The sequence below is a fragment of the Phytohabitans flavus genome (genome assembly GCF_011764545.1).
Taxonomy (GTDB): Bacteria; Actinomycetota; Actinomycetes; order Mycobacteriales; family Micromonosporaceae; genus Phytohabitans; species Phytohabitans flavus.
Map to the genome: position 1 here is coordinate 7,975,332 of NZ_AP022870.1, position 14,176 is coordinate 7,989,507.

The window sequence follows — 14,176 nt, forward strand, 5'->3', positions numbered from 1 at the left end:
GTGAACACCGCCAAGTGAGGGCCAAGACTGAACCGTCCGGCCGATCCCTGCGTAAGACAGAGCGAAAGGAGGCCGGGGTGGCTTGACCGACCAGGATGCCCAGTTGCTGCGCGCGTTGCAGGACGAGCACGGCGACGCACTTTTCGCTCACGCACTCCGGCTGGCCGGGGGCGACCGGCAACGAGCCGAGGATCTCGTACAAGAGACGCTGCTGCGTGCGTGGCGGCATCCCGAGGCACTGGATCCGCAACGCGGCTCGGTGCGGGCATGGCTGTTCACCACCGCGCGCAACCTGGCAATCGACGCGTGGCGACGGCGTGCCGCCCGGGTCGGGGAGATCGTCACGGACGAGCTGCCCGAGCCGCCGCCCGCGGTAGACGAGGCAGACCGGGCGGTCGAGGCGTGGACCGTGGCCGAGGCACTCGGGCGGCTCTCCGCGTCGCACCGCGAGGTGCTCGTGGAGTGCTTCTACGAGGGTCGGTCGGTCGCCGAAGCGTCCACCCGGCTCGGCGTACCGCCGGGCACGGTGAAGTCCCGTACGCACTATGCGCTGCGTTCGCTGCGCCTGGTTCTGGAGGAGATGGGGGTGACGAGATGAGGTGCGATCACGCGTACGACAGCGGTGCCTACGTCCTCGGCGCCCTGTCCCCGAGCGAGCGAGCTTCGTACGAGCGTCATCTCGCCGAGTGCCCGACCTGCCGCGAGGCGGTCGGTGAGGTGGCCGTATTGCCGGGTCTCCTGGGGAGGCTCGACCCGGCCGGTCTGGAGCAGATCGCCTCGGCACCCTCCGCCGAGACACGCATGCCAGACCTGCTCGCGGCCGTCGGGGACGCGCGTCGCAAGGAGCGGGCAACGCGCCGGTGGCGTACGGCCGGCTCGCTGCTCACCGCCGCCTGCCTCGCGCTCTTCGCCGGCTTCGGCGCGGGCATCCTGCGCGACGGCAGCTCGGCGAGCACACAGCCACCCGTGGCGCAGGCCACCACGCCGGCCGGCCCGCGCATGGTCGCCATGAAGTCGGTCGTCGGTGACATCCCGGTCACCGCCGAAATCGGCCTCACCGTGACGAAGTGGGGCACACACGTCACGATGCACTGCGCGTACCCGATGCACAGTGGAGCGAACAAGACGTACACGTACCGGTTGATGGCCTGGGACTCGGAAGGCGAGAAGGAGGAGATCGGCTCGTGGGCGGTGGCGCCCGGGGCCGACGTCGACTTCAACGCCATCACGAGCTTCGGCTCCGGACAGCTCGCACGGCTGGCGATCACCAAGAAGGACGGCACGCCGCTGCTGGAGTACAAGGTCCCCTGAGCGGCGTCCCTAAGCGGCCATAGCCGGCTCGCGGGCGGCGGCCCGGCGGCGGCCCGTACGCAGCCCGTCGATGGTGAACACGATCAGGGCGAGCCACACCAGCGCGAAACCGGCAAGTCGGGCCGGCGGCATCGGCTCGTGGAAGATCAGCACGCCGCAGCCGAGCTGGAGGATGGGCGCGATGTACTGCAAGATCCCGATGCCGGTCATCGGAATCCGGTTTGCCGCACTGGCGAAGAGCAGCAGCGGGATGGCCGTGGCGGCGCCGGCCACGACAAGCAGCGTGGTGTGCCCGGCGCCTTGGCCGAACGTGGAGTCGCCCTGCGCGGTAAGCCACGTCAGATAGGCCAGTGCGGGCAGGGCGAGCATCGCCGACTCTACGAAGAGCCCTTCCGCGGCGGGCAGCCCGAGGCGCTTCTTGACCAGGCTGTACCCGCCGAAGCTCGCGGCGAGCGTGAGCGCGATGTACGGCAGTCGCCCGTAGTCGACGGTCAGCACGGCCACCGCGACCGTACCGATGCCGACCGCGGTCCACTGTGCCGCGTTGAGCCGCTCGTGGAGCGCGACGACCCCGAGCAGCACCATGACCAGCGGGCCGATGAAATACCCGAGGGCGGTTTCCACCACGCGTTCGGTATTGACGCCGAAGATGTACATCCCCCAGTTGACCGCGATGAGGCCGGAGGCCAAGGTGATGCCGGCGAGCTTGCCGGGGCGGCGGGCCAGCTCCTTCAGGAACGGCCAGCGGCGCACGACCGTGAGCAGCAGCGCCACGAACACCATCGACCACACCACCCGGTGGGCCAGGATCTCCAACGCGCCCGCGGAGCGGAGCAGGCGGATGTAGAGCGGGAAGAAGCCCCAGAAGACGTACGCCGCGATGCCGAACAGGAAGCCGCGCCTCAGCTCGCTCACTGGGAGGCCTGCGGGCGCCGGTACTCCATCCAGCGGTCCGGCTCGGCCAGCGGGGTGAAGCCGATCTTCGCGTACACCGCGTGGGCGTCGAGGGTCGCGAGCATGATGCGGCGTACCCCGCAGTGCCCCAGCTCCTCGCGCACCTGCTCGACCATCCAGGTGCCCAGCCCGCGGCCGCGGACGGCCCGGTCGACGTAGACGTCGCAGAGCCACGCGAACGTGGCACCGTCCGTCACCACCCGCGCGAACGCGACCTGTCCGCCACCGTCGCTCTCCGGCCGGTAGACGCCGAACAAAAGCGAGCCCGCGAACGACTTGTCGACCATCTCGCGTGGGCGGCCGATCGCCCAGTACGCGTCCGTGGAGAGCCAGGTGTACACCAGGTCGGCATCGACAAGGGCCCGATCGGTCGAGAAGACGTACCCGTCGGCGTGCATGATCATCGGCACGCCTCCGACGCTACCGCGATGATCCGTCCTGGTCTGCGGCCAATTCCCAGCCCGTGGTCAGTCCTTGTCGCCCACCAGCGCGTTGAGGACCCAGCTCACGATGCCGACGAGCAGGGCGCCCACGACGGCGCTCGGCCAGAAGTCGTCGACGTGGAAGGGCAGGTCCAGCTCGCCCGCGATCCAGCTGGTCAGGAGAAAGAGTGCGCCGTTGACGACGATTGCCACGAGACCGAGCGTCAGCACGTAGAACGCGCAGCCCACGGTCTTGATGATTGGCCGGAGGACGGCGTTGATCACGCCGAAGATCACGGCGACGACCACGAGCGTGAGGACCGCCTCACCGATCGAGTCGGTGGAGAGCGTGATCCCGGGAACGATGACCGTCGTGATCCACAGCGCGACGGCGCTGATCGCGAGCCGGATGAGGATGCCCATGGCCGGCGATGTTAAGGGACAACGATCAACGCGTGGGGGACGCTAGCGTGAGAACGCCCACGGTCTTTGGGGGTGCGCGCCTTGTCGTCCCGTCAGGATCAGCTCCACTCGCACCAGTTCCTGTTGCAGCGCGTAGTGGCTGCCCTGGTGCTGCGTGACCCCGATCCGGGCCACTCAGCCTTCCCCGGGCGGCCGGCGCGACGCTGGCGAGCGTGCTTGTCGCGGCCATCGCGTTGGGCGCCGTCGCGCTGTACGGGACGCTGGTGGGCCCTGGCACCCCGCGCTGGGGCGATGGCCCGGCGGTGCTTGTGGAGCAGGAGACCGGCGCCCGGTTCGTCTACCGCGACGGCACGCTGCACCCGGTGCCCAATCAGGTCTCGGCACTGCTGATCCTCGGGCCGGGCGTCGAGACCGTATTGGTGTCGCGGGAGTCGATTGACGGCCTGCCGCGTGGCGTACCCCTTGGGATCGAAAGCGCTCCCGACGCGGTGCCCGATCCGCGCCGGCTGGCCACCGGCCCCTGGACCGTGTGCTCCACACCGGACGGCCCGGCGGTCCTGGTCGGCACGGCCGCCGACGGCGGTGTGCCGCTTGCCGAGCGTGGCCTGCTGGTTCGCGCGGGCCGTGACCTCCATCTGGTCTGGCACCAGCGCAGCTACCTGCTACGCGACCGCGAGCTGGTGCTCTCCGCCCTCGGCTGGACCGCCGAGCGCCCCACCACGGTGGCGCCGGCCCTGTTGGCGGCGCTGACGGAGGGCCCCGACCTTGCCCGCATCCCGATCGCCGGCGCGGGGGTGGACGCGCCAGCCGTGCCGGGCGCCGAGGTCGGCGAGGTGTTCGTGATCGAGTCGCAGGATGGCGGCCGGCAGTACGCGGTCGCCCTCGCCGACGGTCTCGCCCCAATCACCCAGCTCCAGGCCGACCTGCTGCTGACCGACTTGGACCAGCACGAGCCGGTGGAGCTGTCGCAGGGTGAGTACGCGGACCTCCCACGCGCGGCCGCGCCCGACCCGGCCGGCCTGCCACCGACCACACCACCGCTGGCCACACCCAAGGCGGGTACGGCTACGGCGGTGTGCGCGGCAGTGCCGGACGCGACGGGATCGGCGGAGGTCCGGGTTGGCGCGGCCGTACCTCGCACCGGCATCGTCGTCCCTTCCGGCGGCGGGGCCCTGGTCGAGGCCGCCGACAAGGTCTATCTGGTCACCGACCGCGGCCGGCGGCACGCCATGTCCGACCGCGAGGTGCCAGCCCTCCTTGGGTACGGGGATGTGCGCCCCTCCGCCTGCCGCCGGCTGTGGTCGACCTCGTGCCCGAGGGTGTACGCCTCGACCCCGCGATCGCCCGTGCCCCGCTGACCAACTGACGCCTTTGGCGGCCCTGAGTTATCCACAGGGTCTGTCGATCGAGTGGTTGGGTCGCTACGGTCAGTGGCGTTGTTGGCGCATCGATGGAGGTGGCTGATGGATCGCACCGAAGCCGAGGCCGGGGTGCTGGAGCGCACCGCCGCGAGGTTCGACCAGGTCAATCGCGATCTGGAGGCGATGCTCAAAGCGCTGATGAGCCAGCTGGAGGTGCTGCGCGACGCCTGGCAGGGTGCGGGCGGGCGCTCGTTCGAGCAGGTCAAGATCCAGTGGTCGGACGACCAGGCGGCCATCCAGCGCACGCTGGCCGAGACCGCGGTCGCTCTCAGGGCGGCCGGCCGTGGCTACGACGCGGCCGACGACCAGGCTGCCGCCCGGTTGGCTACCACCCATCGCGGCATCGAGCTGCCGCTCTAAGCCCGGGAGAGTGTCCGATGAGCGACAGCCGGCTGGTGGTCAACTTCGCCGCCCTGCATCAGGCCAGCGCCGACATCCAGCGGGCCCTCGGCCTGCTCGACTCCCATCTGGACCAGCTTGAGCGCGACGCGGCGCCGCTTGTCGCCACATGGGAGGGTGCCGCACGCGAGGCATATGACGGCCGCCAGGCCACTTGGCGCCGCGCGTCCCGCGATCTGCAGACGATCCTGCGCGAGATCAAGATGGCGGTCGACGAGAGTGCCGCCGACTATCACGACACCGAGCGCCGCGCGGCTGGCCGCTTCTAGCCTGTCTGGCGCAAGCACGCCCAGCCCGTCGGTGATCCAGGAGACAGGTCCTTAATGCGGCGCTTGACACGGTTGCTGGGACGGGCCTGTTGGTCGGTCGTGTCACATGCGAGGGTGAGAGTCGGCGGTGTCGGCGTCCAGGAGGCGGTTCCCGATACAAGCCGGCCATTGTGATCTTGCTCTTTCCTTGTAGGTTGTACGCGATGCATCTGGCCTGTTCGGCGGAGGGGAGGTGGCCGTGACCGAATGGGAGCCGGCCACCGAGGCCGAGGCTGCCATGCGGGAGGCGCTGCGTGGTGGCGATCAGGAGGAGTATTTCCGGGTCCTCGCACGCGCTGAGCTGCTGCTCCCGGTCTCCTCTGACTCCATCACCGGGCAGACGCCGGTGGGTTGGGGCACCTGGACCACCAGCGGGCGCACGCACGTGCTCGCCTTCACGTCCGGCATAGCGCTCCAGGCATGTCTGGCGGAAAACGCGGGCTCCGCGCGCCGGATGACATATCAGGAGCTGGCCGCGGCCTGGCCCAACCTTGAGTGGTGGCTGGCCGTCAACCCCGGCCTGCCGATCGAGGGCTATCTGCCGGCCTGGTTCGTGACCCAGTTGGCGCGTGGCGATGTGCGGCTGCCCGGACGCTCCATGGCCGCCCGCTCGCGGCTGGAAAAGGCAGAGTCCGCGGCCCGTGCTCGGGCCACCGCCGTCGTGCCGGGGCGCATTGCCCCGCCGGCCGACGAGCCCACCAGCCCCGCGTCCGGACCAGTGTCGACGAGCCCGGCCGGAGCCGGCTTCGGTGCCGGCGGCCTGGCCGCTGCCGGGGCGAGCAGCTTGACCGCAGCCGGGCATGGTGGCCTGGCGACCCCGGCCGACACCGGCCTTCCAAAGCGGAGTGGCCTCAGCGCGGCCTTCCCCAGCGCCCAGCGGGGGCCAGAGAAGGCAGGCCCCGCTGGAGACCGGCAGGGCGGCTTCGGCGCCTCTGGGCCGAGCGGCCTAAGCGGCGCGCGCCAGAGCGGCCTGAGCGAGGCGCCGCGCCACAGCGGCCTTAGCGAGGCGGGCGGCTTCGGCGGCGCACGTCACAGTGGCGCCGGCGCGACAAGCCCAAGCGCCTTCGACAGCGGGAGTGGCTTCGGCGGTGCGAGCGGTGCCGGTGGCGGCGGTGCAGGTGGCTTCGGCGGCGCGAGCGGTCCCGGTGGCGGCGGTTCGAGTGGCTTCGGCGGTGCGAGCCGTCCCGGTGGCGGCGGTGCAGGTGGCTTTGGTGGCGCGGGTGGTCCCGGTGGCGGCAGCGCGGGTGGTCACGGCGGCGTCTCGGGTGGCTTCGGACAGGGCGGCCCGGATCAGGGCGGCGCGGGCCCGAGTAGCTCGGGTCAGGGCGGCCAGGGCGGCTTCGGCCAGACTGGCGCAGGACTGAGCGGTGCGGGACTGAGCGGTGCGGACCAGGGCAGGTTCGGTGGCCGTGACCAAGCCGGCCCCGGCGACCCAGGTCCCGCCAGTGCCGGCCAGCGCGGGTTCGACACCACCAGCGAGAGCGGCGCGGCACCCGGCTTCACTACGGCGTCCGCGAGCAGCGCCACAAGGCTGCCCACCCGCCTCAGTGGCGCCGGCAGCCCGCCACGACCGGGCCACGGTCCGGCACCGGAAGAGCACTTGGCCAGCCGCGGGCCGGCGCCCACCAGCCCGGCGTTCGGCGGGCCACCCGGAGTTGGCGGCCCTTCCGGCGGGCCACCCACCAGCGCTGTCTCACCCCTCGCGGCGGTGCCGCCACCGGCGGTGCCGGACCTGCCCGCCGGCCTGAGCGGGGCAGGCCGTGGCGCCGGCCCGAGCGGCAATGACGGGCTGAGCGGCAATGCCGGTCTGAGCGGTGGCGGCGCCGGCCTGACTGACAGCCGTGGTGGCACCGGCGCCAGCGGCGGTAGAGCACTTCCACGGCGGGTGGCGGGCAGCGGGCCAGCGATCCCGATCGGACCGATCGGCGCCAACCTTCCCCGATCAGCCCCGGACCGGCGCAGGCATCCATCGCGGCACCCAACAGCGCGGCACCCTCCGGCGCCCAGCCGACCAGCGCGCCGTCGCCGAGCAACGGCACGAGCACAGGCGCGACGGCCTCCCGCCCTTGGGACACCCAGCCGCCGACCCAGGCATGGGACCCCGGCACCACGGGCACGCCGACGCAGGCATGGGATGCCACCGCGACCGGCACCCCAACCCAGCCCCAGGATCACACCGCAGGCACGCCGACCCAGCCGTGGGATTTGCCGGCCGCGAGTGCGCTGCCGTCGCAGTCTCGGGATCTCGCCGGTGGCACGCCGACTGAGCCGTGGGAGCTTGCGGCCGCGACCGGATCGCCGGCCCAGTCTCGGGATCTGGCCGCTGGTGCGCCGACTCAGCCGTGGGATTTGGCGGCTGCGAGCGCGTCGCCGTCGCAGTCTCGGGATCTGGCTGCTAGCACGCCGACTGAGCCGTGGGAGTTCGCGGCCGCGAGCGGGTCGCCGGCCCAGTCTCGGGAGCTGGCTGCTGGTGCGCCGACTGAGCCGTGGGAGCTCGCCGCCGCGAGCGGACCGCCGTCGCAGTCGCGCGATCTGGCTGCTGGTGCGCCGACTCAGCCGTGGGATTTGGCGGCTGCGAGTGCGCCGCCGTCGCAGTCTCGGGAGCTGGCCGCTGGCACGCCGACTCAGCCCTGGGACCTGCCGGCCGCGAGCGTATCGCCGAGGCGAGAGCCGGCACCGCCGGCGCACAGGCCGCAGCCGCCGCCGCCCGACTTCAAGCCGGCCAACGATGTCGAAAAGACCCTGATCTCGGCCGCGTCCGAGGGAAGCACCGACACGTTCCTCTCCACACTGCTGCTGGCCAAGGTGCTCCTGCCGGTGTCACCGGTATCGGCCGACGGCACGCGGCCGGGTGAGCCGGGCTTCGCCTGGCTGACCGAGACGATCGACGGCGAGCCGTACGTGGTGGTCTTCACCTCGATGGATCGGCTCAAAGATCACCTCGGCGAGTTGATCGAGACGATCGACGTGAAGTTCATGCAGCTCATCAAGGCGTGGCCGGATCCGGCGTGGTCGTTCGCGGTCAACCCCAGCACGCCCGTCGGTGCCAAGCTGCCCGGCGCGCAGATCCTCGCGCTCGCCAACTGGGCGGCCGATGTCGGGCTGGGCGACGCCGAGGAGCTCGAGCCAGCCTCCCGTCCGACCAAGAAGGGCGCGGCGGGGGACCCGAGCCAGCCCACCATCATGCAGAAGGCGGTCGCGCCCAGCCAGGTCGACTACTACCTTGAGCGCGGCTACGACCGGGTCTCCGGCTTCGTCCAGCGGGCCAACGAGGTCGCCCACCTCGACACGCCCGCGAAGCTATACGCGGCGCTGGGCTTGAGCTACGCGGGCTCGGCGTTCAGGCGCGACGCCGATGAGATCTACATGCTGCGGTGGCCGGCCTACCGCCCAAGCCTCTACCGGATTCCGTATGGCGGCCAGAACGAGCCGGCCATGCGCGCCATGGAGGGCTGGGTCATCGAGCGGGCACCGTTCCGGGGCAACGGGTTCGCGCCGAGCGAGAGTGGCGGCGTGATCGCCGAGTTCAAAGTGGATAGTGCCCGCCTCCCGCACGGCGCCCAGCTGTGGCGGGTCACGGCGGGTGGCGCCGAGAAGCTGATCGCACTCCTCGACGCGGACGCGCCCACCTGGCGGAAGGTGGGCGACGAATGATGCGCGACGGCTACGTGGCCCGCTGGCGGGGGCGGGAGTACGAGGCCAGCCCCGACGGCGACAACGTGCGCATCTACCAGCCCGGCCCCGGCGACGACTTCGAGCCCGTGCGCCCCGGCCGCTTCGTCCGCGTGCTGCCGCTCGCGGAGTTCGAAGACGTGGCGTACGTGCGGACCACCTGTACCTGGAAGGGCGAGCCGTTCATCGTGCTGGCCGAGCACGACACCTGGCTGCGCGTGGAGTACACGGGCGGCCGCTGGCCGGTGGCGCAGGCGCTCGGCCTGGAGGAGTTCGACTTCGGCGTCTACCAGGGTTGGGCCCCGGCCAGCGAGGTGACCGACCTACGGGAGCACCGGGTCTAGCCAGCTTTTGGAGTTGGGGTGGCCTCGGCGTCTTGTCGTGGATAAAGGTCCAAAATCAAGGAAGCCGGGCTACCGCGATGTCCGTTGTGGTCCGGACCGTCGCTCCCGCGGCCTCGCCCTTCGCGGTTGGGCAAGCTCACCCCTGGGTCGTGGTCGGCCGACCGCGACCTTCGCTGCCGGGTCCGCGCTCCGGCCCAACCTTTGACCTGACTCGGCGGTTGGGCGGGGGCTCCGTCCAAAGCCAGACACGCGCCCGAGGGCGCTCGGTTTCCTTGATTGACGCCACGACGGGCGGCCGTCTGGCAGATCGTGGTACCTAGTTGCCCCTGGAGAGCCTGTCGCAGATTGTTTTGTGTGTGGGTGGGGCTGTGGGTGTTGGGGTTGGGCGGGGTTGGTGGTGCTGGTCTGCGGTTATGCCGTGGTGAGGGCGGTTGGTCCGTGGGTGGTGGCGAGGCGGAGCAGGTTGGTGACGGCGGCGGCGAGGTGGGCTTCGGCTTTGGCGGCGGTGAGGCCGCGGCGGGAGAAGCGGCGTAGTCCGCGGCGGTCTTTGAGGTGGGCGTTGACGGGTTCGACGGTGGCGCCGCGTTTGCGGTAGAGGGTTTTGCCTTCTGGGGTGGATAGGCGCCAGGCCATGTGTTCGCGGGCGGTGGCGTTCGGGTGGGGTGGTTGTGTGGGTGGGGTGGGGCCGGTGGGTTGGTGGGTTTTGCCTTGGGCGATGAGCCGGTCGGGGCCGGGTGCGGTGAGGTTGTCGTGACTGTTGTAGCCGGCGTCGAACAGGGTGGTGCCGACGGCCAGGTCGGGGTTGGCGGTAGCGTCGCGGAGTGTTTGGACGGCGTCGTCGATCTTGTCGTGCATGGGTTCTAGCTGGTTGACGTCGCCGGTGTCCTGGACCACCTCGACGGCGAGGATGAGGTAGTCGGCGGCGACGGCGAGTTGGGTGTTCAGGCCGGCGATGAACCCGGTTCGGGTGGGCATCAGCCGGCAGTCGGGGTCGGTGAGGCAGCGGACCGGGTTGTTGTTCTTCTTGCCGCTGTTGGTTTTGCCGGTGTGGGGTGTGGCCTCGAACGCGGCGAGTTCGGCCTCGACGGCCTCGACGCGGGTTTGTGCGCGGCGTACGTGGCTGTGTTCGTCGACCGGGACGGGCTTGGCCCCGGGCAACCGCCGCCCTTCGGCTGCCGCCGCGGCGTGCTGGGTGGCGCGTTCGTCAGCTTTTTGCTGCACGGCCGCGCGGATGTGCGCCGCTGAGTGACGCGCCGCGTCCAGTTCATCCTGGAGCCGTTGCCGGGCTGCGCGCCGCGTCGTGTCGCGGACCGCGGCCAGTTCGTCGGCAAGGGCCAGAGCCCGGTCGGCCTTGTCCACCGCCCGCCGCCGCTTGCCGCCGCGATCGCGGTTCGGATCCGTTTCGGCCCGTTCGATCAACTCGTCCAGCAGCGCCCGCCGTCGGGCCGGGTCCTGCAACGCTTCGGGTAGCTCATCCCCGCGCGCGTCACCGAACAGCTCGTCCTCGACGGCATCGTCGGCGGCGGCCTGCTCGACCAGCCGACAGGCGATCCGGCGCAGTCCGTCCTCGTCGGTCATCGCCTGCATCGACGCGTTCGCCGCGATCTTCGTCCCGTCCACCGCGACATGCCCGAGCCCGCCCATCCCGGCCCGCCCGCACAACGCCAACACCTTCGTGAACAAGTCCACGAACGCCTCGTCATGCTGCTGCCGGAACCGGGCGATCGTGGCATGGTCCGGCCGGGCCAAACCGGAGATCACCATGAACGCCACATCCTCCCGACAGCGCCGCTCGACCTGCCGCGAGGAGGTGACCCCACCGGCATACGCCCAGATCAACAACGCCAACAACATGTCCGGGTCGTAGCCGGCCCGGCCCGCACCACCCAACCTGGCCCGGGCCGCGAACCCCGCCGTGTCCAACCGGGCCACCGCGTCCAACACGAACCACACCTGATGATCAACCGGCAGCCAATCCCGCAAATCCGGCGGCAACAACATCGGCTGATCCCGCCATACCGGCATAAACCCCTTCGCCACCCACCAATTATCGATCACAGCAAATCAACACCAGGTCAGCCACACCGACCCGATTTTGCGACAGGCTCTGGAAGGGCGGCTGGATACCACGATCTCTCGCGCACACCAACCGACCCCGCCGATCAAGGAAGCGGGTCCGCGCGACCGCTGTGCTACTTGATCGCCGGCGCGGCCACTGTAGGAAAGCAGAGCAATGCGCCTGCGCACCCACCTCTTACTTCTTGTCCGACGGCGATCCCAGGTTGGGTTGGGGTTGAGCTTGGACCGCGGACCTGGCAGCGGAGGTCGGGGGTTTCGGGGAGCGCTCGCGAGCCGCCGACCTGCGCGGTGCCCGCGGGAGCATACGGTCAGCGACTGGCGCGGACCGGGGCAAATACCTTGTCTCAAGAAATCGAATGTGATTCCGAGCCTGAAGATCTTTAGTCAGCGGCCGGCGTCACGACTTGGCCCAGCGCAGCACCTCGCCGAGTACCGTCTCCGGCGCCTCGACGTGCGGAAAGTGGCCGACGCCTTCGAGTAGGCGCCACTCGTACTGCGCGATCACGTAGCGGCCTGAGCCCTGCGCCGTACGGGGCAGGATCGAAGTGTCCAGCGCCCCGTGCAGCTGAAGCGTCGGCGTGACGAGTGGCTTCTGGATGGCCTTGACGAAGCGGTATCCGTGCAGGCGCAGCACCGAGCGGAACGCCCACCGGTACGCCTCCAGCGCGCAGAACGCCGCCTGCGGGATCTGCATCGCCTCGCGGCAGCGCCGCTCGTAGTCGGGGAACGCTGGATTGGCCAACCAGGACGGTCCGGCGTACCGGCGCAGGAACAGCCCGACGAGCGCGGCGTCGTCCTTCGTGAGCGCGTGCTCGTACCGCGGGATCTGGAATTTCAGCGTTGGCGCCGACGCGGAGAACTGCCCTCGGGGGTCGGCGAAAAGCGCGGCCCGCAACCGCAGCGGGTGTGCGGCGCCGAGCACGACGAGGCGCCGCACCATCTTGGGGTGGAAGGCGGCGGCGGTCCAGCCGAGCATACCGCCGAAGCCGGTACCCACGATGATCGCGGAACGCTCGCCGAGCGCCCGGATCAGGCCGGTGATGTCGGCCGCCATCGTGTAACCGTCGTAGCCACGCGGGGGCTTGTCGCTCGCCCCGTACCCGCGCATGTCGACCGCGACCGCGCGGAAGCCGGCGTCGGCGATGCCCGGAAGCAGATCGTGCCAGGCCCACCAGAACTCGGGAAAGCCGTGCAGGAGGAGCACCAGCGGTCCGGTGCCGGCCTCGACGGCGTGGAAGCGGGTGCCATTGGCCCCCACAAAACGGTGCGTCCAAGGCCCGTCGACCAGGACGCAAGAGTCATCCATGCAGCCCAGCGTACGGTCAGGGGAGTCACCGGGCCGGGATTCGCCACTACCGTCGAGGGGTGACCCTCCCGATTTCAGTGATTTCCGTGTCCGGCACGCCGGCCGAGTGTGGCGCGGCGTACGGTGTCGCCGCCGCCCCGCTCATCGCCGCGAACGTGCGCCTCTACCTGCAACGTTTCCAGGACCAGGCCGGGCTGGACGCCGCCGCTGTGCGGGCCGCCGGGGCCGCCTTCCGCCGCGCCGCCACCACCTTGCTACCGCGGGTGGCCGCGATGCTCGACGGTGTGGCGGAGGGGGCCGGGGCGAACGCCGAGGAGCTGTACGCACTCAACGGCCGCACCGAGTTGATCTACGGCACGCAACGCGACGGCGACGGCGGCTGTACCTCGGTCGGCGTCCTCGATACGCACACCACGAGCCGGCACACTCTGCTCGGGCAAAACTGGGACTGGCATCCGGCCCAGCGCGAGGCCATGGTCGTGCTCCAGACGCGCGACGAGGAGGGCTTCGAGGTCATCACGCTCGCCGAGGCGGGGATGCTGGCCAAGGCGGGGCTCAACTCGGCCGGCCTCGGCGTGTGTCTCAACATGCTCGGCTCGGACCGCGACGGGCCGCGCGACGGCGTCGTGCCGTACCACGTGCTGCTCCGCGCGGTGCTGGAGTCCGACCACCTCGGCGCCGCCCTCCGGGTGGCCGCTCGCACTCCCCGGGGCGCCTCGCTGAACCTGCTACTGGGCCAGGCGGGCAAGCCCGGCGAGTACGGCGGAGAGATCATCGATGTCGAGGTGGTGCCCGGCGACATCGGCTGGCTGCACCCCGTCGACGGGTACATCTCGCACGCCAACCACATCGAGACCGCGCTGCCGGTACGCGATCGGGCGCGCGAATTCGGCGGCGCCTCGCTCTTCCGCGGCGCGCGAGCCCGGCGCCTGCTCGGCACCATGATGGACGCCCGCGCCGAGCGTCGCGTGCACGAAAACGACCTCAAGGCGGTCTTCCGCGACCACGGCGGCTACCCGATGGCGATCTGCCGGCACGTGGACGAGCGCGACGAGCCGCTGGAGCGGGCCGAGACGGTCTACTCGGTGCTGTTGGACCTGGACGAGCGGCGCTTTGGGCTGGCGGAAGGGCCGCCGTGCGGCAACAAGTACGGGTTTACCCGACTCGGTCAATCGTGATCGCGCTGACGTGCTCGCCGGGTCCACAGTCGATCTTCAGGCGCAGGGGAGCGTACTTGACCCGGATCGTCTCGCCGACCTTGAGCGTCAACGTCTCGGTGCTGTAGAGCGCGTACACCTTGCCCTCGTCGGTCTCCAAGCCGAAGCAGGGCCCGCTGCCGCCGCGGGTGACCCGCCCCACCAGCAAGTCCTTGGGTGGGCGCGGGTCGCTGGGCGACTGTGGCGGCGCGGTGGGTGGCGAGGCCGTCGAGGGAGTCGACGAACTCGGCGGAGGCTCGCTCACGGCTCCTCCATCCCCTGCCGGAACCGGCGAATCCGCACATGCGGCAAGCAGCAGCGTCGCCGCCGTCAGTACTACA

The 14,176-nt window shown here is 70.8% G+C and carries 13 protein-coding genes and 2 pseudogenes; 9 read left to right on the forward strand and 6 right to left on the reverse strand.

From position 1 onward, the window contains the following. Nucleotides 1-103: 103 nt before the first annotated feature. Together Pflav_RS35295 and Pflav_RS35300 are read left to right on the forward strand one after the other, a co-directional pair. Nucleotides 104-598 (forward strand): sigma-70 family RNA polymerase sigma factor, encoded by a 495-nt coding sequence (locus Pflav_RS35295; protein WP_232072776.1) that lies wholly within the window; start codon nt 104-106, stop codon nt 596-598. Further along, nucleotides 595-1,311, forward strand: coding sequence for a zf-HC2 domain-containing protein (locus tag Pflav_RS35300; RefSeq protein ID WP_173041043.1), 717 nt, complete (start codon nt 595-597; stop codon nt 1,309-1,311). The genes Pflav_RS35295 and Pflav_RS35300 overlap by 4 nt, the downstream gene beginning before the upstream one ends. A 9-nt stretch (nt 1,312-1,320) precedes the next feature. On the opposite strand, the gene rarD is transcribed toward Pflav_RS35300, so the two are convergent. The 3 genes from rarD to Pflav_RS35315 all read right to left on the reverse strand — a co-directional run bounded on the left by rarD (nt 1,321) and on the right by Pflav_RS35315 (nt 3,110). After that, entirely contained in the window at nt 1,321-2,226 is a 906-nt protein-coding gene (gene rarD / locus Pflav_RS35305; RefSeq protein WP_173041044.1) for an EamA family transporter RarD, read from the reverse strand. Further along, on the reverse strand, nt 2,223-2,669 hold the full coding sequence (locus Pflav_RS35310; protein WP_173042816.1) for a GNAT family N-acetyltransferase: 447 nt from the start codon (nt 2,667-2,669) through the stop codon (nt 2,223-2,225). The genes rarD and Pflav_RS35310 overlap by 4 nt, the downstream gene beginning before the upstream one ends. 63 nt (nt 2,670-2,732) lie before the next feature. Continuing rightward, on the reverse strand, nt 2,733-3,110 hold the full coding sequence (locus Pflav_RS35315) for a phage holin family protein (RefSeq protein ID WP_173041045.1): 378 nt from the start codon (nt 3,108-3,110) through the stop codon (nt 2,733-2,735). Between the two features lie 212 nt (nt 3,111-3,322). Here Pflav_RS35315 and eccB point away from each other — a divergent pair, with 212 nt between their 5' ends. From eccB to Pflav_RS35345, 6 genes and pseudogenes are all read left to right on the forward strand, one after another. Then, complete coding sequence (eccB, locus tag Pflav_RS35320; RefSeq protein ID WP_415624357.1) at nt 3,323-4,468, forward strand: type VII secretion protein EccB; 1,146 nt, start codon at nt 3,323-3,325, stop codon at nt 4,466-4,468. A gap of 105 nt (nt 4,469-4,573) precedes the next feature. Further along, entirely contained in the window at nt 4,574-4,891 is a 318-nt protein-coding gene (locus tag Pflav_RS35325) for a WXG100 family type VII secretion target (protein ID WP_173041046.1), read from the forward strand. A gap of 17 nt (nt 4,892-4,908) precedes the next feature. Next, entirely contained in the window at nt 4,909-5,199 is a 291-nt protein-coding gene (locus Pflav_RS35330; RefSeq protein WP_173041047.1) for a WXG100 family type VII secretion target, read from the forward strand. A 238-nt stretch (nt 5,200-5,437) separates the two neighbouring features. Continuing rightward, a pseudogene (locus tag Pflav_RS35335) lies at nt 5,438-5,977 on the forward strand (SseB family protein); the annotation flags it as partial. Nucleotides 5,978-7,941: 1,964 nt separating this feature from the next. Further along, nucleotides 7,942-8,892, forward strand: a pseudogene (locus tag Pflav_RS35340) (SseB family protein); the annotation flags it as partial. Then, nucleotides 8,889-9,254 carry a hypothetical protein gene (locus tag Pflav_RS35345; RefSeq protein ID WP_173041048.1) on the forward strand — a complete coding sequence of 122 codons (366 nt, stop codon included), beginning with the start codon at nt 8,889-8,891 and terminating at the stop codon, nt 9,252-9,254. The pseudogene Pflav_RS35340 and the gene Pflav_RS35345, both read left to right, overlap by 4 nt. Before the next feature lie 411 nt (nt 9,255-9,665). Here Pflav_RS35345 and Pflav_RS47695 read toward each other — a convergent pair whose 3' ends face one another. Both Pflav_RS47695 and Pflav_RS35355 read right to left on the reverse strand, forming a co-directional pair. Beyond that, on the reverse strand, nt 9,666-11,198 hold the full coding sequence (locus Pflav_RS47695) for a transposase (protein ID WP_173035147.1): 1,533 nt from the start codon (nt 11,196-11,198) through the stop codon (nt 9,666-9,668). A gap of 532 nt (nt 11,199-11,730) precedes the next feature. After that, entirely contained in the window at nt 11,731-12,639 is a 909-nt protein-coding gene (locus tag Pflav_RS35355; protein WP_173041049.1) for an alpha/beta hydrolase, read from the reverse strand. Nucleotides 12,640-12,698: 59 nt separating this feature from the next. Here Pflav_RS35355 and Pflav_RS35360 point away from each other — a divergent pair, with 59 nt between their 5' ends. Continuing rightward, a complete protein-coding gene (locus Pflav_RS35360) occupies nt 12,699-13,817 on the forward strand; it encodes a C45 family autoproteolytic acyltransferase/hydolase (protein WP_173041050.1) in 1,119 nt (372 codons plus the stop codon). Here Pflav_RS35360 and Pflav_RS35365 read toward each other — a convergent pair. Beyond that, entirely contained in the window at nt 13,795-14,100 is a 306-nt protein-coding gene (locus Pflav_RS35365; protein ID WP_173041051.1) for a hypothetical protein, read from the reverse strand. The genes Pflav_RS35360 and Pflav_RS35365 overlap by 23 nt on opposite strands. Nucleotides 14,101-14,176: the final 76 nt, after the last annotated feature.

Excerpts from the sequence above, each read along its gene's own strand:
- Pflav_RS35310 (WP_173042816.1), bottom strand. The coding sequence starts at position 2,669 with ATGATCATGCACGCCGACGGGTACGTCTTCTCGACCGATCGGGCCCTT.
- Pflav_RS35330 (WP_173041047.1), top strand. The coding sequence starts at position 4,909 with ATGAGCGACAGCCGGCTGGTGGTCAACTTCGCCGCCCTGCATCAGGCC.
- Pflav_RS35300 (WP_173041043.1), top strand. The coding sequence starts at position 595 with ATGAGGTGCGATCACGCGTACGACAGCGGTGCCTACGTCCTCGGCGCC.
- Pflav_RS35315 (WP_173041045.1), bottom strand. The coding sequence starts at position 3,110 with ATGGGCATCCTCATCCGGCTCGCGATCAGCGCCGTCGCGCTGTGGATC.
- Pflav_RS35325 (WP_173041046.1), top strand. The coding sequence starts at position 4,574 with ATGGATCGCACCGAAGCCGAGGCCGGGGTGCTGGAGCGCACCGCCGCG.
- Pflav_RS35355 (WP_173041049.1), bottom strand. The coding sequence starts at position 12,639 with ATGGATGACTCTTGCGTCCTGGTCGACGGGCCTTGGACGCACCGTTTT.
- Pflav_RS35345 (WP_173041048.1), top strand. The coding sequence starts at position 8,889 with ATGATGCGCGACGGCTACGTGGCCCGCTGGCGGGGGCGGGAGTACGAG.